Raw genomic sequence first — 17,793 nt, 5'->3', positions numbered from 1 at the left:
TCATTGGAGAGTTCCCTTGACCATGACCGAGCCGGTCCTGTCCGTCTTCGAGACCCTGGAGTCCGAGGTGCGCAGCTACTGCCGCGCCTGGCCCGTCGTCTTCGAGCGCGCCACGGGAAGCCGGCTGTACGACGAACACGGCAGCGGCTACCTGGACTTCTTCGCGGGAGCCGGGTCCCTGAACTACGGGCACAACAACCCCGTCCTGAAGCGGGCCCTGCTCGACTACCTGGAGCGGGACGGCATCACGCACGGGCTCGACATGTCGACGACCGCCAAGCGGGCCTTCCTCGAGACCTTCCGGTCCCACGTCCTCGAACCCCGCGCACTGAACTACAAGGTGATGTTCCCGGGGCCCACCGGGACCAACGCCGTCGAAGCTGCGCTCAAGCTGGCGCGCAAGGCCAAGGGCCGCGAGTCGGTCGTGTCCTTCACCAACGCCTTCCACGGCATGTCGCTCGGCTCCCTCGCCGTCACGGGCAACGCCTTCAAACGGGCCGGCGCCGGCGTCCCCCTGGTCCACGGCACCCCGATGCCCTTCGACAACTACCTCGGGGGCAGGGTCCCCGACTTCCTCTGGTTCGAGCGCCTGCTGGAGGACCAGGGATCCGGCCTCAACCACCCGGCGGCGGTCATCGTCGAGACGGTCCAGGGCGAGGGCGGGATCAACGTGGCGCGCGCGGAGTGGCTCCGCGCGCTCGCGGACCTGTGCCGGCGCCGCGACATGCTACTGATCGTCGACGACATCCAGATGGGCTGCGGCCGGACCGGCGAGTTCTTCTCCTTCGAGGAGGCGGGCATCACGCCCGACATCGTCACGCTGTCGAAGTCCATCAGCGGCTACGGACTGCCCATGTCCCTGTGCCTGTTCAAGCCCGAACTGGATCTGTGGGAGCCGGGCGAGCACAACGGCACCTTCCGCGGCAACAATCCGGCCTTCGTCACCGCTACGGCTGCCCTGGAGACCTACTGGGCCGACGGCGTCCTGCGCGAGCGGACCCTCGCCCAGGGCGCGCACATCGAGCGCGCGCTGCGCGAGCTGTGCGCCGAGCAGGCCCGGCTGGGTGCCACGTACCGCGGCCGCGGACTGGTCTGGGGCGTCGAGTTCACCCACAAGGAGCGTGCGGCGGCGGTGAGCCGGAGGGCTTTCGAGCACGGTCTCCTCATCGAGACCTCGGGCCCCGAGGGCGAGGTCGTGAAGCTGCTCCCGCCGCTCACCGTCACCGCCGACGAACTCGACGAGGGCCTCTGCATCCTCGCCCGCTCCGTCCGCGAAACCGCCTGACCGGCACCCCGGCAGCATCCGCCGCACACCACGAAGGGCACCACCATGATCGTCCGCTCGTTCCGGGACCTCGAGGGAACCGACCGCCACGTCAGGGCGGCATCCGGGACCTGGGAGAGCAAGCGCATCGTCCTGGCCAAGGAACGCGTCGGCTTCTCCCTGCACGAGACCGTCCTGTACGCCGGTACCGAGACGTCCATGTGGTACGCGAACCACGTGGAGGCCGTGGTCTGCACGGAAGGAGAGGCCGAACTCACCGACGAGGAGACCGGCCTGACCTACACGATCACGCCGGGAACCATGTACCTCCTCGACGGCCACGAGCGGCACACCCTGCGCGTGAAGCACGAGTTCCGTTGCCTGTGCGTGTTCAACCCGCCGGTGACCGGCCGGGAGGACCACGACGAGAACGGCGTGTACCCGCTGCTCGCCGAGCCCGGCCACGGCTGACGGACCGAAGAACGCACAGAGATCCGAGATCACAGAACCGAGAGGAGAGGCAGGCACCGCCATGACCTACGCATCCACCCGCACGGTGAAGGACCTGTATCCGACCCGGGGCTCCGAGGAGGTGCTCACCGGCCGCGTCGACCCCGTCGTCTGGTCCGAGCCCGGCACGCCGGGCCCGATATGGGCCCACGAGCTGGAGAGCTACGAGCGCGACGGCTTCCTGTCCGTGGACGAACTCATCACGCCCGAGGAGACGGACGTCTACCGGGCCGAGATGGACCGGCTGCTCCGGGACCCCTCGACGCTGGCCGACGACCGGTCCGTCGTGGAGCCGAAGTCCCGGGAGGTGCGCTCCGTCTTCGAAGTCCACCGGATCAGCGAGGCGTTCGCGGCCCTCGCCGCCGATCCGCGCGTCGCGGGGCGCGCGCGGCAGATCCTGGGCTCCGACGTGTACGTGCACCAGTCCCGGATCAACGTGAAGCCCGGTTTCGGCGCCAGCGGCTTCTACTGGCACTCCGACTTCGAGACCTGGCACGCCGAGGACGGCCTGCCGCACATGCGCACCGTGTCGGTGTCCATCGCCCTGACGCCGAACTACACCACCAACGGCGGCCTGATGATCATGCCCGGCTCCCACCGGAGCTTCCTGGGCTGCGCCGGTGCGACGCCGAAGGACAACTACAAGAAGTCCCTCCAGATGCAGGACGCGGGCACACCGTCGGACGAGGCGCTGACCAAGTTCGCCTCGGCCTGCGGCATCAAGGTCTTCACCGGCAAGGCCGGTTCGGCCACGTGGTTCGACTGCAACGCGATGCACGGCTCGGGTGACAACATCACGCCGTACCCGCGCAGCAACGTGTTCCTCGTCTTCAACAGCGTCGAGAACCGCCCGTCGAAGCCCTTCGCCGCCCCCGTGCGCCGCCCCGGGTACATCGCCTCGCAGGACTTCACCCCCGTGGGCTGACGCGTCGGCCCCGGCCTCACCCGGCCCGGCCTCACCCAACCCGCCCCGACCTGGCATCTGCCCGGCCGGGTCGGCCGGGTCGGCGCCTACTCCACGGGGGTGATGGTCAGGATGTTCCCGGTGATCCGTGCGACGAGCCGCATCCTGAAGCCGCTCTCGGTGAGGACGTCGATGGACTCCTTCGGGCCGTCCGGCTCGTCGGCGATGGCGAGTTGCGCGGAGATCCACTCCTTCTGCCGAGGGGTCACCTTGCCGTCCAGTGCGATGTCCGCGCACTCCGCCAGGGTGGCTGCGGCCTTCTGGGACGTCGAGTTCAGCACCATGCACTCGACGCGGTGCGTTCGGCCCTTTTCATCGCTGTTCATCCGCACGAAGAGCGTGAACCCCTCCGGGAGCACCCGCTTCGCCTCCAGCGGCCCCTGTCCGTAGCGGCCCGTCCGGTGGCTCTCCATGCCCCACCGCCCGGCGATCCTGGCCATGAGCACGTCGGCCCCGGGGCCGGGGAACGGCGGGGAGCCGAACGACTCCGTCGGCGAGGGTGAGGGCGTGGCGGACGCGGAGGGCGACGCGTCCTGTGTAGCCGCCGACTTGTCCGACCGATCGCCGCCGTCGCCGCAGCCGGCGAGCAGCACCACCGAACACGCCAGCAGGCCGCCGGCCACACGTATGCGGACGGGTCTGTCCACCGGTCCGGTCCGGCTGATGCGCTCGCTCATGAGGCGCCACCTTAGCCGGGTCAGCCGAAGCCCCGCGCTCCCAGCCCCGCGTACGTACCGGCGAGGTGCCGCATGTCGCGCTCGGCGCCCTCGTACAGCCACTGCCGGTACGTGGCCGCGGCCTGGTGGGGGCCGAGCGCGCCGTCCGCCACGGCCGCCGTCAGGCTGCCGGCCGTCCAGCCGGACAGCAGGGCCCGCAGTACGCCGTGGGAGGAGGCCGGGTCCAGCTGCGCGCCGGCGTCGCCGACCACGAACCAGCCCGGTCCCGCAGGAGCCCCGGACAGCCGCCAGGTCACGTCGGCGGCCCGTGCCGGGCCCTCGGGGGTCAGGCCCGCGAACTCCTCGGGAAGCCAGCTGCGCGGCCTCTGCTCCGGTACCCAGTCCAGCCGCATCCACTGGTACCGGGCGGCCCCCACCCGGGCCGTCCAGGTCCAGCCGGTGTGGTCCGCGACGATCGCGGGCGCCTCGTCGCGGACCGGGCAGGCGCCCACCGCGTATCCGTAGCGGATCAGCAGGCGGGGCGATCGCGCCCGGCCGGCGCCCGTGGGCCCGAGTGCGCGGCCGGCCCATCGGGCGCGGCCGGTCGCGTCGATGACGGTCCGCGCGCGGATCACCGCCGTGCCCGGCCCCGGGCCCCGGGTGCGGGCGCCCGTCATGACACCGGCCTCCATCAGGGGTTCCAGCACCCGACAGGACATCCTCACCTCCGCCCCGGCCTGCCGGACCCGGTCCAGCAGGAGCCCGTCCAGCCGCCGCCGGTCGACCTGGAAGCCGCGCCACGGCCCGTCCTCGTCGCTGCCGAACGGCTCGAAGCGCGGTGGGCCGCCCCAGCCGACGTTGATGCCCTCGTGCCGGGCTCCGACCACCGACTCGAAGCCGTCCGGCAGGAGGCGTGCGAGGAGGGTCTCGGCGCCCGGATGCAGTGCCTCGCCCGGCCGGTCCGTCGGGCCGTCGGCGCGCTCCGCCAGTACGGTGCGCAGCCCGCCCGCCGCGCACACGATCGCGGCCGCGCAGCCGGCGGGTCCGCCTCCGGCGATGAGCACGTCCACACCCACATCCGCGTCCACATCCGCGTCTACGTCCACGTCCGCAGCCGCGTCCGCATCCGTGCCGTCCGCCGTCACCTGGTCGGGATCGTGGCGTCGCGCGTCCACTGGCCTCCGCCCCTGCGCAGCAGTACGGCCGTGCCGTCCGTGAAGGCCAGGACGTCCTCCTCGATCTCCACCAGGACCTTCTGGATGTCGCCGGGGTCCCGCGATTCGGCTCCCGGCCGGTAGATGCGGACCCGGTAGCGACGGGTCCCGGTGAGGCGGCTGCCGGTGGCCTGTTGGGCCTGCGCCAGTCCGGTGTCGTCGGCGTCGACCGCGGTGAAGGACAGCACCGCCCACGCCGATTTGGCCTTCAGGATCTCGATCACGGCCTTGTCGCCGAACCGGGTCACGAACTCGGGGTCGTGGATGCCCAGGCTCCAGTACACCGCCGACATGGCCAGGACCCGGGACTTGGTCTCGGCGAGGTCGACCCGCGCGGTGAGGTGCGCGGTGAGCCGGTCCTGGGTGGTGATGTAGTCGGCCCTGTCGATGTCCTGGTAGGCGACCACCTGCCTGCCGCCCGCCGTACGAACCTCCGGGCCCCGGATCCCGTCCCAGGGCAGCCTGCCGAGCCCGTCGCTCTCCTCCATGCCGATCTCGGCGTCGGTCAGCGGCACGATCGTCGGCCACGGATAGGCGAAGCCGGGGGCGTCCTTGAGCGGGGTGAACGTGCGGGTCGCATCGGGTGCCACGGAGGGCCAGTAACTGCCCAGGGCCGCACAGAGTTTGACGTCCTCCAGGAAGGGGGTGCCGAGGCTGTAGGCCTGCATGTAGCGCTGGAGCGGCAGTCCGGGCTCGCTGTAGACGAGGCCCTGGCTGACCTCCCACCCCGGGTCCGTCACCCCGGCCGCCGCGTCCGGCAGGCCGGTGTACCGGCCGCGTGCGCCGGCGGGCAGCGGGCGGGCGAGGGGTTCGCCGGGCGCCGGATGGCCGAGGACGGCGGTCAGGGTGTCGTCGTAGATGTCGAAGCCCTTGGGGAGGGTGATGTCGCCGGCGAAGCGGAACTCCGAGAGCGGGTGGGGCGGTACCGCCCACAGTGCCGCGCGGATCGCCTCGGGGACCTCGGTGCGCCACCACACCGCGAGATCGTGCTGGTTGACGTGGGGGAAGAAGTCGGGTGGCGCGACGCTGCAGAAGGCCGGCTTGAACGTGTCGATCTCGGAGGCGAGTTGGGGGCAGTCGACGGAGACGAAGCCGTCTCCGGCGAAGTCCACCCAGTGCTGGGCCCGGTAGCCGCCCTCACGGATGATCGTGTCCATGTCGGGGTTGAGGTTGAGGTTCTCCAGCCGCCCGTCGCCGTGCAGACGGTGGCGGATGTTGACGTACTCGGGGGAGCGCCGGTCGTTGTCCGGGGCGGTCCCCTCCAGGTAGGTCGGTTCGGTCTCCAGGGATCCCGGGATCAGCTGGACGGAGGAGAAGTACAGGATTCCCGGTTCCTTGACCAGGTCCGCGGACACGTTGAAGCTGAGCCACTCCCCCTCGAACCGGGCGCGGTCCGCGAAGGGCCCGGGCCGCGGGGCGAGCACCCCGGAGCCGTTGCCTTCCTTCTGGGGCGGCAGCAGGGCAGCGATCTTCTCGCCCCGGATCGTGAAGGGGAACTTGTCCAGGTCCTTGCCGGTCCACTCGGTCGGATAGCCCTGCTCCCGGAGGAAGAGGTGCATCCGCTTGAGCTTCTCGTTGATCATGTACGAGCCGAGGGTGAGGGAAAGGTCCAGCCCCTCGATGCATTCCCGCCCGGGGAACAGTTTGTGCACCGGCACCCAGAAGGTGCGCTCGTCGTCGCCCGGGACGATGTCGCGGGGGCCGAAGGTACGGCTGTCGGCCCCGGTGACCTGCATGGCGAGGTACGGGGCGAAGCGCTGGGGCACCGTACGGAAGACGAACGGGCTCTTCGGGTCCTGCGGGGCGAACTGGCGGGTCCTGGCGTCGTAGTGCGGGCCGGTGGTCCCCATGCGCGTGATGCCGGTCCGGGAGAAGCAGAGGTCGGCGTGGCGGCCGTGCACCGACCCGGTGGCGTCGCGGTAGTCGAGGGCGAAGACCACCACGCCGAGCGGGTTCTCCCCGGCGGTCTCCCGGAGCCGGGCCAGCGTCGGCGGGCGCACCCCGTAGACGTAGTTCTCGACGGCTTCGATCTCGGCGAGGCTCGGGAACGCGCCGAGGGTCCGGCCGCGGCCGTCGGTCGTCACGTGGGGCGAGGCGAACGCGTGGTAGAGCAGGCTCCGGGCGGGGTGCCCCGCCTCGATGCCACGGGCGGGCAGGGTCGGGGAGAAGTCCTCGAAGCCGGGTACGGAGCGGTCCAGTTCGGGGACGGGTTTGGCCAGCTCGGCGGCCAGGTCCGCGGCCCCGATGTCCAGTACGCCCCGCGTGACGGCGAGGAGCAGGGTGCGCCAGCCGCGGTCCGAGAGCCGGGCGCAGGCGTCGGCGACCGCGTCGGCCAGGGGTCTGGAGGGGGGCGACGCCACGGCCTCGTACTGGACGGTGAGTCCGGGGAACCCGAGCAGGAGGCCGCCCGCGGCGGCTCCTTTCACGAGATCTCGTCGAGAGAGCACCACGGTTGTCTCCTGGGATGTTCGGGGACCCTGACCGAGCGGTGATTCTGGCGGCTCCGGCGCGGACGGCGGGAGAGCGACGCGTGATTGCCTCCGAACGGCCCAAAGGGTGTTTTTAACAGCCCGCCGAGGGGCCGCCGGCCTGCGGGGACGTCGGTTCCCGGTGGGTGGCGGGCGCGATCCGGCGGGCGAACTGAGAAGTCTTACTCCGGTTACTCGCGAGGAAACCCCGCCTTTGGCTATGGTGAGCGCCCTCCGGTCGAAATCCCTTCGGATCCAATGATCAACCCGTGATCCGATCCATCGATCGAAGGACGTCCCGCCAACTCGGGACACATCTGCATGCAGAGCGACGTGCTGTCGGCAACACCGCCCGGCGTCGGCTCCGTGCGAGCCGGCCTGCCCTCGCCCTGTCATCCGGGGCTGGAGGGCGGCGGTTTTCTCATTCACCTACCTCGCGAAGGCAAGGCAGAGATGGCAAGAATGCCCCGACAGTCCTCCCGGCCGTCCAACCGGCAGCCCTCCTCCCGGCAGAAGACACACCCGGTCGACGAGTCGCTCCCCGTCCCCAGGCTCGCCCTGTACGGATTCCAGCACGTGCTGGCCTTCTACGCCGCGGCCGTCATCGTCCCCGTCCTCCTCGGCAACGCGCTCGGCCTCAGCCGCCAGGAGCTCGTCCACCTCATCAACGCCGACCTCCTGACCTGCGGCGTGGCCTCGATCATCCAGGCCCTCGGGGTCTGGAAGGTCGGCGCCCGGCTGCCGCTGGTCCAAGGCGTGACCTTCACGGCGGTCTCCCCCATGATCGCCATCGGCACGGGCGCGGGCGGCGGCACCGCAGGGCTGCTCGTCGTCTACGGAGCGGTGATCACGGCGGGCATGGCCACCTTCCTGTTCGCCCCGCTCTTCAGCAAGCTGGTGAAGTACTTCCCGCCGGTCGTCATCGGCACCATCCTCACCATCATCGGCATCACCCTGATACCCGTGGCCCTCCAGGACGCGGCCGGTGGCGCCCACCTCATCGGAACACCCGCGTACGGGGCCCCGGAGAACCTCGCGTACGCGCTCGGCACCCTGCTCTTCATCCTGGCCCTGGTCCGGGTCGGCAAGCCGCTCCTCAGCAGCCTCGCCGTGCTACTCGGGCTCGTGGCGGGCACGACGGTCGCATGGCTCTTCGGGGACGTCGACTTCGGAGTGGTGGAGCAGGCCGACTGGTTCGGGGTCACCACACCGTTCCACTACGGCATGCCACGGTTCGAGCTGTTCCCGATCATCGCGATGCTCGTCGTCATGCTGATCACGATGGTGGAGACCACCGGGGACGTCTACGCCATCGGGGAGATCACCCGCAAGCGGGTCGACGCCGACACCATCGCGCGCGCCCTGCGCGCCGACGGCGTGGCGACGGTGCTCGGCGGCATCCTCAACTCGTTCCCGTACGTGGCGTTCGCGGAGAACATCGGCCTCGTCCGCATGTCAAGGATCATGAGCCGCTACGTCGTCGCGGCGGCCGGCGTCTTCATGATCGCCCTCGGACTGCTACCGAAGGCCGGCAGCCTCGTCGCCTCGATCCCGCACCCGGTACTGGGTGGGGCGGCGGTGTCCATGTTCGGCATCGTGGCCGCGGTCGGCGTCCAGATCCTGGGCAAGGCGGATCTGCGCGAGGAGCGCAACACCCTGATCCTGGCGGTCAGTCTCGGCGCCGCACTGCTGCCGACCACGGTCGCGCCGTTCTTCGCCAGGATGCCGGACAGCGTCCGGGCCGTACTCGACAGCGGGATCACCCTGGGCGCCCTCACGGCCATCGCCCTGAACCTGATCTTCAACGTCTTCACCAGCCGCAGCACGATGGACATCGACTGGGACGACATGGAGGACGGCCCCATCGCCCGGCCGGGCAGTGGAGCACTCGCCCACTGACCAGGTGACCGGGAGACCGGGTGACCGGGAGACCGCCTTAGCCCGACGGCAAGGCCGGAGCAGCGGATTCCCCGCCGTTCCGGCCTTGCCGCCGCCGCACTCCCCCTCTCAGTGGCCCGTCCCGGGGTACGGGGAATCCCCGCCCTCTTCCCCGATCAACTCCCAGAACCGGTCGGCCAGTCGGCGCAGGTACGCCGCACGCTCCGCCGCGATCTCCTTGAGCCTGGAGTCGTCGTTGCGGGCCACGAGGTTGCCCATGTACCGCTCGGAGAACTCGGAGAACTCCCCGTGCATCGTGCGCAGCGCATCGCCCACGCTCGTCGTGTCCACGGCGACGATCTCCACCACCGGGTCGACGTGGACCTTCCACCGTCCGGCGATGGCCGACCGCAGATGGTCCGCCAACTCGCCGTCCCGGCCCACGATTCCGGTCAGCCCGCGCAAGGACAGACCCAGGGCCTCCACCAGAACCCGCGTCTGCCGGGCATCACCGTGCCACTGCTGCGCCGACTCGGCCGCGCGGTACTCGGACGGGTCCATGCCCAGGCGGTGCGCCAGCCCCTCCACACCGAGCCGGCGGGCCAGCCGGAACTCTACGAGCGTCCTCGGCCCGGTGCCCATCAGGGTGACCGTGTCGCACCACAACACATCGGCCAGCGCGAAGAGGTGCTGGTCGGAGGGCGCGTGGGAGCCACGCTCCCATGCCAGGACCAGCTCGGGGTCGACCGGGGTGCCGCAGGAGGCCATGGAGGCGGCCACCTGCGTCACGGTCAGACCCATGCGGGCCCGCGCGGATCTGGCCTCGGCAGGGGAAAACGGAGCGCTGTACACGTACACGACACCTCGCAACACCCCTCGGACGCTCCGCGCGCGAGGGGAAACGGAATGATGGACGAACACCAAGCGCGGGCACACTAACAGACCTTAGGAAGGTCGGAACCGGCCGCTCCCCTTCGATTCAAAGGCCGTGGAGGGGTGAAGAGAGATGATCGCGATGTCCACAGCAACCCTGTGGATACACGGCGGAACCCGGGTCTCAGGAGCGAGACCCGGGCGGTTTGGTTAGCGGTTGGGCTCCTGCATCGTGACGCAGTGGGCGCCCCCGCCCCCGTTGCCGTAGAGGTTGTCGAGGTTCAGCTGGACGACGGGCCTGCCGTAGGCGGCCGAGATGGCCGCCTTGGCCGCCGCGTCCTTGGCGGTGTCGCCGAACTGGGTGGTGATCACCGCTTGGTTGGTCACCGCCCAGTTCATGTAGGAGCTGAGGAACGCCGCCTGCTTGCCCCGCGAGATCCGGGGCAGGGTGTCGGGGCCTTCGATGGTGAGGACTTGGAGTCGGCGCCCCCTGGCGTCGGTGGCGTTCACCAGGACGTTGCGGATGGCGTTGGCGTTGGCGGTCCAGACGGCCGGCCGCACGGCGCCGGCCAACTGCACCATCACCACGCCGGGCTTGATGTACCGGGCGGTGCCGTCGATGTGGCCGTCGGTGACGTCCTCGCCGGTGACTCCGGGCAGCCAGATCATCTTCGAGGCGCCGAACCGGGCGAGCAGCTCCGCCTCTATCTGGCTCCGCGTCTTGCCGGGGTTCCGGTTGGAGTTCACCCAACAGCTCTCCGTCGCCATCAGCGTGCCGTCGCCGTCGTACTCCACACCGCCGCCTTCGCCGACCACGGACGTTCTGGCGAACGGGGTCCCGTTGTAGGCGGCGAGGTTCTGCTCGAGCACACGGTCCTTGTTGTAGGCGGAGGCCGGGATCCCGTAGAAGCTCGTGGCGTTCTCGCCCCAGGCGTTGAAGTTCAGGCCGATGGAGTCCAGGCCACCGGCCCCGTCCACGCGGAACAGCGGGCCGGTGTCGCGCATCCAGCAGTCCGAGACGGGAACCGAGCTGATCACCGTGACGGTGGACCCGCACATGCTCCTGGCCTGCGATGCGGCCGACGAGCCGTCCGCACACATGACGACCTGCTCGTACTTGGCGATCTCCTTGGCCAGCTTGGCGATGTCAGTCTGGATCTTGGACAGCAGAGTGCCCCAGATCGTGGAGCTGGACGGCCAGGCCATCCAGGTCCGCTTGTGCGAGGTTTCCTCCCCCGGCACGCGCCAGGATGCGGCCATGGCGGGCTGGATGCCGCCGAGGACCGGCCCCACCGCCAGCGCGGCTGCGGCCGCTCCGGTGCGGGTCAGGAGGGTTCTGCGGCTGATGGCCGGCTTGTGGCCGTCGTTCTCGGTCTTCACGTGGTGCTCCTACTCATGGAAGTTCCCTACGGGCATGAAGGCGCGGGGTTGCTCAGTGGAGGGCGTCCAGCAGCCCCTCCTCCCGGACCAGCCGACGTTCGGTGGCGAGGTCGAGGCTTCGGGCGAAGAGCCAGTAGAGGCCGCCGGCCACCGGCAGTCCGACGAAGATCGAGTAGTCGACGCCGCCGAGGTGCTCCGCCACGGGCCCGACGTAGAGGCCGGTGATGACCATGAACGGCGCCATGCAGGCCAGGCCGATGGCGTAGGCGAGATTCCCCCGCCACCCCCAACGGCCGTAGATGCCCTGCGGGTTGAAGATCTCCTTGACGACGTACAGGCCGCGCCGGACGAAGAAGAAGTCGACCAGGTTGATGGCCGTCCAGGGGATGAACAGGTACGTCAGCACGACCACGACGTTGGAGAAGAACCAGTTGAACTGGTCGATGCCCACCAGGACGGAGACCGTCCCGACGGCCACCATCATGATCCCGATCGTCGCGATCCGGATGGCCCTCGTCGGCTTGACCGGCCGGAACGAGTCCACGATCGAGATCATGGAGAGGCTGCCGCCGTACTGGTTGATCGCCATGATGGAGAGCAGCCCGACCAGCAGGACGACGACGGCGACCGTACCGAACCCGTTGAACAGCCGGTCCGCCGCCAACTTCAGGGCGGTCACCGGGTCGGCACCCTCCGGGGCACCGGCCGAAACCACGGCTCCGAGGACGAACACCCAGATCCCGGAGATCGCACTGGGCAGGTAGGTCCACCAGAAGGTGCTGCGGACCGGGACGTCGGGCCTGAGGTAGCGCGAGTAGTCCGAGACGTACGGCGCCCAGCCCAGCTGGAAGCCTGCGACGAAGACGAACACGAGCATGAACGGGGCGAGTTCGAAGGGGCCGGCGTCCCAGACCCCGTCCGGCATCCCTCCGCCGAACAGGGCGGCCCCGGTGATCGCCGCGGTGATCACGACGAAGGGCCAGGTCAGCCATTTGTTCAGCCGGTGGATCCATTCGTATCCGAACAGGGCGATCACGGCAGCCACCACGGCGGCCAGGGCATAGCCGAGCCCGTTCGGAATCCCGGTGAGCATGTTCAGGGCCTGGCCGGACAGCAGGGCGTCGGAGGTGTTGAAAGCCACGTAGTTGACGAGGGCGAACACCCACACGGTGAACGCCGCGCCCAGATACCCGAACTGAGCGCGGGACTGCACCAGTTGGGGCAGACCCAGCTGAGGACCCTGGGCCGAGTGGAACGCCATGAAGAACGTGCCGAAGAGTGATCCGAGGACGGTGGCGATCACCGTCCAGACGAGCGAAGCCCCCATGGAGAGCGTTACGACGCCGGTCGCCAGACCGGTGAGATTGAGACTGCCGACGAACCAGATGGCGCCGACGTTCGCGGGCTTCCCGTGCCGCTCCTCAAGCGGCACCCAGTCGATCGAGTGCAACTCGATGCCCGCAGGAGGTGTCACGTCCGGTATCTCTGAGGGAATTGTTCCCATTTACTCTCCCATGTACGGGCATCCGCACGGCCCTTGAGCCGCCCCGCCCCTCCAAAGCCGATCAGGCTGGGGCTCACCGTAGGGACTGACTGAAATTCCAGTCAATCCCTTGCGTCGAATGTTCCCTACACACATGCCGGTCCCCGACATCTCCCACCACTACGCATGGACATCCACCCGAAAGGCCCCCCATGACCTGCGATGCGGTGTGCACACACAGGACTCGGCCCCCACGGATTGACACTGACGGAATTTTCAGTACGCTCCGCTCATCCTGAACCGGCCGCGTCCACGTCGGAGAGGGCGGCCCGGTTGCGGGTCACGGTGGCGGCCTCCTCTGCAGGCCGCGAAGGTGCGGCAGCATCCGGCGGGCTACGGAGCGGTAGTAGCCGGCCAGGTCCGCTTTGGTGATGCCGTCCTCCGGGAAGAGGACCTTCTCCGGTCGGCTGAGCTCGACGGTGCGCCGGCCCGCCCGCAAACACGGGGTGCTGTCATCACCGTTCACCCGTCGGTCGGCCGGCGGCGGCCTGTCGCAGCGTGCGGCCGGTACGGGCCGACCGTTCCCGCCGCGGGTCCGGCGTGCCCGTGGGCCTCGTCCTGTCGTCAGCGTGCTTGACCAGCAGCCAGGCCTCTCGCCCCTCGGGCTGCGCGGTGCGGATACGAGTGAGTGAGTATGCACCGTGCAGTGTGCGGCCGACGAGCTCGAACGAAGCGTGCCCTGGCTCCAGCGCGCCGGCGAGCGGGACTTCGTGCCCGCCCCGGTCGGTGGAGAGGTTGCGGTACGTCCCTTCGTCCCGGACGATCAGCGTGCCGCCGCCGTATTCACCGTGCGGGATCACGCCCTCGAACTCGCGGTACTCCAGCGGATGGTCCTCCGTCGGCGTGGCGAACCGCCTGTCGTGCGGGTCACCGGAACGACCCCTGGGTACCGCGACGGCGCCGCGCCTCACTGTCCGGCGTCAGCGCATCGGGTGCCTCGCCGTTCCGGACAGAGGGAGCACTGCCTCCTCGGCTTGCCCGGTCAGTGGCCGAGGGCGCGCTTGAGTTCGGCCTTGTCCATCTTGGAGCGGCCCTGGATGTTGCGCTGCTTCGCCTCGTTGTACAGCTGTTCCTTCGTGGGGCCCCGCGCGCCGCTGTGCGAGCGCTGGCCGCCCCGCTTCGCGGAAGACACGTCCTGTATCGAGGACCGGCTGGCGGTCTTGGACTCGCCGGAACGCGCCCGTTCCTTGTTGACCGTGCGGGCCGCGATCTCCTTCGCCCGCTTCGTGCTCTCACCGCGCTGCTCGGCGCTCTCCTTGATGTGCTCGTACTGCCGTTCACGCTTGGGACTTGAACCGCGAGGCATGGCAGCTCCTCGTATCGCGCCGGTCCCGTGGCCGGATCCACCGGACCCCGCACGGCGCCTGCCCACACGCGTGCGACGCACACCACGGACGCCGTGAAAAGTCGACCCGGACAGCATCGGAGTCGAGACGCCCCTCCCCCCGGGACAGGTGGGTGGAGGCATCGTGTGCCGGGCTCCTGAGCGGGAAGGCGCCGGAGTGGCCGACGGACCGACGGACCGGCCGGGGAAGGAGCAGAGCCATGGAACACCCCCGAGCGCAGACCTCTCACAAGAAGCGCACCGCGCAGGACGCCCACCGCCTGCTGGGCCTCTACCTCAACGACCACCTCGCCGGTGCGGGGGCGGGCATCGCCCTCGTCAAGCGGACGGCACGCGCCCACCGCGGCACCGACGCCGGGCCGCGCCTGGCCGCCCTCGTTGAGGACATCGCGGAGTACCGCGACAGCCTGCGCGAGATCATGATGGCTCTCGACGTTCCCGCGGACAACCTCCGCATGCTCATGGCCATCGCCGCGGCACAGGCCGGGCGGCTGAAGCCGAACGGCAGGCTGCTCTCCCGCTCGCCCCTGAGCGACGTCCTCGAACTGGAGGCCATCAGGCTCGGTGTCGAGGGCAAGAAGGAGCTCTGGCGGGCCCTGCACACCCTGGCCCGCTCTGATCCCCTGCTGGACGTAGACGCCATGGGCCGGCTGCTGGCACGCGCCGAGCGCCAGGCCGACACCCTGGAAGCGCTGCGGCTGGCAGCCGTGGGCCGCGCCCTGCGCGACGCACCCCGAGCGGCACCGGCCGCTCCGCGCCACGTCGCGGGGCGGATGCCGAAGGCGGGGTGGGCGTCATGAAGGTCGTGGTGACGGGAGCGACGGGCAACGCGGGCACGAGCGCGATCGACGCGCTGGCCGGCGATCCGGCCGTGTCCGACCTGACGGGTGCGGCCCGCCGCCGGCCCGGCCACCGGGTGGACGGAGTGCACTGGGAGGCGCCGGACGTAACTCCCGGCGGCAGCGACCTGGACCGGCTCTTCCGCGGCGCCGACGCCGTGGTGCACCTGGCATGGAAGTTCCAGCCCACACACGATCCGAGGAACTGGGCTGCTCCCCTTCCCACACCTCCACGGAGGCGTTTCAGGATTTCCTGGTGGGACTCCGCCACGGCGCCGGGCTCGACACCGCGCCACTGGCCGGCGCCGTCCGGCGCTGACCAGGGCTTCAGCGGGTGGCGCCGAAGTCCTGTGTCCAGTACTGGCCGGGCTGGGCGAGGCCGATGCCGATCTCCTTGAGGTCACAGTCGAGGATGTTCCGCTTGTGCCCCGGGCTGTTCATCCAGCCCTCCATGACCTTGGCGGCGGTGGGGTAGCCGTACGCCACGTTCTCGGCGTACGTACGCCACTGGTACCCGGCGCGGGTGATCCGCTGACCCGGGTCGGAGCCGTCGGAGCCGGTGTGGGACATGGTGGAGTGGGCGGCCATGTCCTCGCTGTGGTCCTGTGCGGCCTTCGTGAGCTTCGCGTTCACGGTGAGTACGGGGCAGCCGACCGCGGCGCGCTCCTGGTTGACGAGCGCGAGGACCTCGGCCGCCGCGCCGGAGGGCGCCGCGGAGTCCGGGGGTCCGGGGGTTACGGCCGGCTCGGCGGGCGGCTCCACCGGCTGCTGCGTCTCGGGCTGCGCGGGAGGCGCGTACTCCGGGACCGGCTCGACGGGCGGCTGGGCGACCGGGAGATCGACGATCTCCGTGGGGGCGTCGGGCTGAACCGGGACCTCCGCAGGCTGCTGGGCACCGGGGTCGCCGTACCAGGGACGGCTGTCACGCTCGGCCGCGACGGGCCGCATCGGGTCGCTCGTCTGCGGGTCGAGGCAGGCCATGGCCGTGGTGGGTATGGCCACGAGGGCGAGCACCCCCACCGCGATGACCATCTTCCTGTGGTGCGTCTTCTTACGGTGCTTCTTCATGCGGGACCTCACTCGGTGATCGCGAAGCTCCCGGCGCCGGACCGCGAAGGCGCCGGAGGAATCGCCATTCTTAGAAGCCCTCCAGCAGCCTGGCAAGCCGCCGCCGCTCGGACGCGCGGAGCGTTCGGGGCAAGGCTTGAAACAGCCCGAAGATCGTGCATTCCACCGCCGCGGCCACTGCGCCGGCCGCCTGGCCCGCCGCCAGATCCCATCCCTGTCAGCCCTGTTGGAACCGGAGAAATGGGAGTGCCTGATTCCGGTTTCGTCGGAGTGGGGCATGTCTTCGCCAAACAGGGACATACGCGGAAATGTGCAGAGGCAAAGGATCTCCACGGAGGGCTACTGGGTGACCTATGGGGCATGACGCATGTCACAGTCCGGAGGGGGAACCGGACGGCGGCGGCGTTCCCTCCGGCCAGTGCGCCACGCTCGCCGAGCAGCACGTCAGGCCGACAGGGGGTGGGGGCCGAGGATCTTCGGATCGCAACCCTGGCGCCCCGAAGGGATCCGCCCACTCGGACGCCGGTCGATCAAGCGGACCACTGCACGTGCACAGAGCGGGACGGCGTGGTGGGATCGGCCGGGTGAAGGATCCCTTTGGTTGTGACGAGCCGGCTTTGCTGACGTGTACCGGGACCACCGACCGTGCGGCAGCGCGCCGCTTTGTCGCCTCACGGGCCGCCGACGCGAGCGAGCTGGCGCTGCTGCTGGACATGCTCGGGCTGCTGCCCGAGACCGACCCGCATCCCGCACGGCGCGGGCCGAGGCGCGGCCCTCCCTGACGCGCCCGGGAGGGGCCCGGGAGGGGCCCCGGAGGGCGGCCTCTTCCGGGCCCCATCGCCACGAACCCCGCGTCCAGGGGTGACGGGGCCGGCCCACCGTGCCCGCATCCGGGCCCGGGCCCGGATGCGGTCGGCCGCGCCGTCAGCGCCGAGCTTGGGCCTCGATCAGGAAGCGGTGGTCGTGCACCGTGAAACCGCCTGCGGCCCTGAGATGCCGGTCGAGTCGGCGTAGCCCCGGTTCGTGCCCGGAAGGGTCGAATCCGGGGAACTGCCATGGGATGGCGCGTACTTGAAAGACCACCGCCCCGATGTCGTGGAAGGTGTACGGGTTCATCTCCTCGCGCACCGTGGTCACGTGCAGGCCCGCGTCTTCCAGCGCCCGTACGGCGACCTCCAGGGTCCACGCGTCGGGGTGGCTCGGCGAGGGGATGCCGAGGGCTTCGTTGAGTTCCAACTGGTTGCGGCTGCCCACCTGTTGGGTGAGGAGCCGGCCGCCCGGCGCGAGTGCCGTGCGGATGCTCGCCGCGTCCAGCGACCCGTGGCGGTTGAGGATCAGATCGAAGGGGCCGGGCGGCAGGTTCGAGCCCGACGCATGGTGGACCTCCACCCCCAGCGGGGCGAGGCGTTGCCGCGCCAGGGGGAGGTTGGGGGCCCAGTTCTCGGTGGCCGCGCTCTGCGGCGGCAACGGGGCGAACGAGGCCAGGAGTTCGCCGCCGCCGGTGTCGATGTCCAGGAGGCTTCGCGCGTGCGGAAGCAGGGCCCGGGCCTGCTGTTCATAATCCCACGAGGGGCCCTCTCCGGTGGCCCGGCCCCGCAGCCAGCCGAAGTCCCAGCCCGACATGGTCGCCCGCAGGGCTTCCTCGATGTGCTTCTCGTAGCCGCCGGCGGTCGTCATGGTGGGCACGCTAACCCCACACCCGCCGCGCAGGCATACGGATTTCGGTTCGACCGAACGCCCTCGCAGAGGAGTGCGCGGTCACGATTCGGAACACACCCGGCCATCGGGCCG

16 protein-coding genes are annotated in these 17,793 nt (G+C 70.2%); 6 read left to right on the top strand and 10 right to left on the bottom strand.

Features of this window, described 5'->3' with window-relative positions; all coding sequences use genetic code 11:
• Positions 1-16: 16 nt before the first annotated feature.
• From ectB to thpD, 3 genes are all read left to right on the top strand, one after another.
• Positions 17-1,285 carry a diaminobutyrate--2-oxoglutarate transaminase gene (gene ectB / locus AC3IX6_RS36660; RefSeq protein WP_489367609.1) on the top strand — a complete coding sequence of 423 codons (1,269 nt, stop codon included), beginning with the start codon at positions 17-19 and terminating at the stop codon, positions 1,283-1,285.
• A gap of 45 nt (positions 1,286-1,330) precedes the next feature.
• Positions 1,331-1,735, top strand: coding sequence for an ectoine synthase (locus tag AC3IX6_RS36655; RefSeq protein WP_489367608.1), 405 nt, complete (start codon positions 1,331-1,333; stop codon positions 1,733-1,735).
• Between the two features lie 61 nt (positions 1,736-1,796).
• Positions 1,797-2,699 (top strand): ectoine hydroxylase, encoded by a 903-nt coding sequence (gene thpD / locus AC3IX6_RS36650; RefSeq protein WP_489367607.1) that lies wholly within the window; start codon positions 1,797-1,799, stop codon positions 2,697-2,699.
• A gap of 86 nt (positions 2,700-2,785) precedes the next feature.
• Here the strand turns inward: thpD and AC3IX6_RS36645 are convergent, their stop codons facing one another.
• The 3 genes from AC3IX6_RS36645 to AC3IX6_RS36635 are packed head-to-tail and all read right to left on the bottom strand — an operon-like array spanning position 2,786 to position 7,055.
• Entirely contained in the window at positions 2,786-3,415 is a 630-nt protein-coding gene (locus AC3IX6_RS36645; RefSeq protein WP_489367606.1) for a hypothetical protein, read from the bottom strand.
• Between the two features lie 20 nt (positions 3,416-3,435).
• Positions 3,436-4,569: an NAD(P)/FAD-dependent oxidoreductase gene (locus AC3IX6_RS36640; RefSeq protein ID WP_489367605.1), complete on the bottom strand. Its 1,134-nt coding sequence runs from the start codon at positions 4,567-4,569 to the stop codon at positions 3,436-3,438.
• Positions 4,536-7,055, bottom strand: a complete 2,520-nt coding sequence (locus AC3IX6_RS36635) for a twin-arginine translocation signal domain-containing protein (protein WP_489367603.1) — start codon at positions 7,053-7,055, stop codon at positions 4,536-4,538. The genes AC3IX6_RS36640 and AC3IX6_RS36635 overlap by 34 nt, the downstream gene beginning before the upstream one ends.
• A 483-nt stretch (positions 7,056-7,538) precedes the next feature.
• Between AC3IX6_RS36635 and AC3IX6_RS36630 the strand changes: the two genes are divergently transcribed.
• Positions 7,539-8,975, top strand: coding sequence for a nucleobase:cation symporter-2 family protein (locus AC3IX6_RS36630; protein WP_489367601.1), 1,437 nt, complete (start codon positions 7,539-7,541; stop codon positions 8,973-8,975).
• Between the two features lie 108 nt (positions 8,976-9,083).
• Here the strand turns inward: AC3IX6_RS36630 and AC3IX6_RS36625 are convergent, their stop codons facing one another.
• The 5 genes from AC3IX6_RS36625 to AC3IX6_RS36605 form a co-directional block, all read right to left on the bottom strand.
• Complete coding sequence (locus tag AC3IX6_RS36625; RefSeq protein WP_489367600.1) at positions 9,084-9,743, bottom strand: transcriptional regulator; 660 nt, start codon at positions 9,741-9,743, stop codon at positions 9,084-9,086.
• A gap of 294 nt (positions 9,744-10,037) precedes the next feature.
• A complete protein-coding gene (locus AC3IX6_RS36620) occupies positions 10,038-11,207 on the bottom strand; it encodes an agmatine deiminase family protein (RefSeq protein ID WP_489367598.1) in 1,170 nt (389 codons plus the stop codon).
• A gap of 52 nt (positions 11,208-11,259) precedes the next feature.
• Positions 11,260-12,681, bottom strand: a complete 1,422-nt coding sequence (locus tag AC3IX6_RS36615) for a purine-cytosine permease family protein (protein ID WP_489367596.1) — start codon at positions 12,679-12,681, stop codon at positions 11,260-11,262.
• Between the two features lie 524 nt (positions 12,682-13,205).
• Positions 13,206-13,661 (bottom strand): DNA polymerase ligase N-terminal domain-containing protein, encoded by a 456-nt coding sequence (locus AC3IX6_RS36610; RefSeq protein ID WP_489367594.1) that lies wholly within the window; start codon positions 13,659-13,661, stop codon positions 13,206-13,208.
• A gap of 71 nt (positions 13,662-13,732) precedes the next feature.
• The gene (locus AC3IX6_RS36605; protein WP_489367593.1) at positions 13,733-14,056 is read right to left on the bottom strand and encodes a plasmid stabilization protein; all 324 of its coding nucleotides are present in this window, start codon (positions 14,054-14,056) and stop codon (positions 13,733-13,735) included.
• Between the two features lie 239 nt (positions 14,057-14,295).
• Between AC3IX6_RS36605 and AC3IX6_RS36600 the strand changes: the two genes are divergently transcribed.
• The gene (locus AC3IX6_RS36600; RefSeq protein ID WP_489367591.1) at positions 14,296-14,895 is read left to right on the top strand and encodes a hypothetical protein; all 600 of its coding nucleotides are present in this window, start codon (positions 14,296-14,298) and stop codon (positions 14,893-14,895) included.
• Between the two features lie 366 nt (positions 14,896-15,261).
• On the opposite strand, the gene AC3IX6_RS36595 is transcribed toward AC3IX6_RS36600, so the two are convergent.
• Positions 15,262-16,002, bottom strand: a complete 741-nt coding sequence (locus AC3IX6_RS36595) for a CAP domain-containing protein (RefSeq protein WP_489367590.1) — start codon at positions 16,000-16,002, stop codon at positions 15,262-15,264.
• 617 nt (positions 16,003-16,619) lie between these two features.
• On the opposite strand from AC3IX6_RS36595, the gene AC3IX6_RS36590 reads away from it, so the two are divergent.
• Positions 16,620-16,784: a hypothetical protein gene (locus AC3IX6_RS36590; RefSeq protein WP_489367589.1), complete on the top strand. Its 165-nt coding sequence runs from the start codon at positions 16,620-16,622 to the stop codon at positions 16,782-16,784.
• Between the two features lie 142 nt (positions 16,785-16,926).
• On the opposite strand, the gene AC3IX6_RS36585 is transcribed toward AC3IX6_RS36590, so the two are convergent.
• Complete coding sequence (locus AC3IX6_RS36585; protein ID WP_489367588.1) at positions 16,927-17,679, bottom strand: class I SAM-dependent methyltransferase; 753 nt, start codon at positions 17,677-17,679, stop codon at positions 16,927-16,929.
• Positions 17,680-17,793: the final 114 nt, after the last annotated feature.

It is taken from the genome of Streptomyces sp. GL_141, from assembly GCF_057834385.1.
This window is presented reverse-complemented; position numbering and strand designations above follow the sequence as displayed.

Coding starts and splice junctions, on each gene's coding strand:
- AC3IX6_RS36655 (WP_489367608.1), top strand. CDS start 1,331: ATGATCGTCCGCTCGTTCCGGGACCTCGAGGGAACCGACCGCCACGTC.
- thpD (WP_489367607.1), top strand. CDS start 1,797: ATGACCTACGCATCCACCCGCACGGTGAAGGACCTGTATCCGACCCGG.
- AC3IX6_RS36645 (WP_489367606.1), bottom strand. CDS start 3,415: ATGAGCGAGCGCATCAGCCGGACCGGACCGGTGGACAGACCCGTCCGC.
- AC3IX6_RS36630 (WP_489367601.1), top strand. CDS start 7,539: ATGCCCCGACAGTCCTCCCGGCCGTCCAACCGGCAGCCCTCCTCCCGG.
- AC3IX6_RS36605 (WP_489367593.1), bottom strand. CDS start 14,056: ATGCCTCGCGGTTCAAGTCCCAAGCGTGAACGGCAGTACGAGCACATC.
- AC3IX6_RS36600 (WP_489367591.1), top strand. CDS start 14,296: ATGGAACACCCCCGAGCGCAGACCTCTCACAAGAAGCGCACCGCGCAG.
- AC3IX6_RS36595 (WP_489367590.1), bottom strand. CDS start 16,002: ATGAAGAAGCACCGTAAGAAGACGCACCACAGGAAGATGGTCATCGCG.
- AC3IX6_RS36585 (WP_489367588.1), bottom strand. CDS start 17,679: ATGACGACCGCCGGCGGCTACGAGAAGCACATCGAGGAAGCCCTGCGG.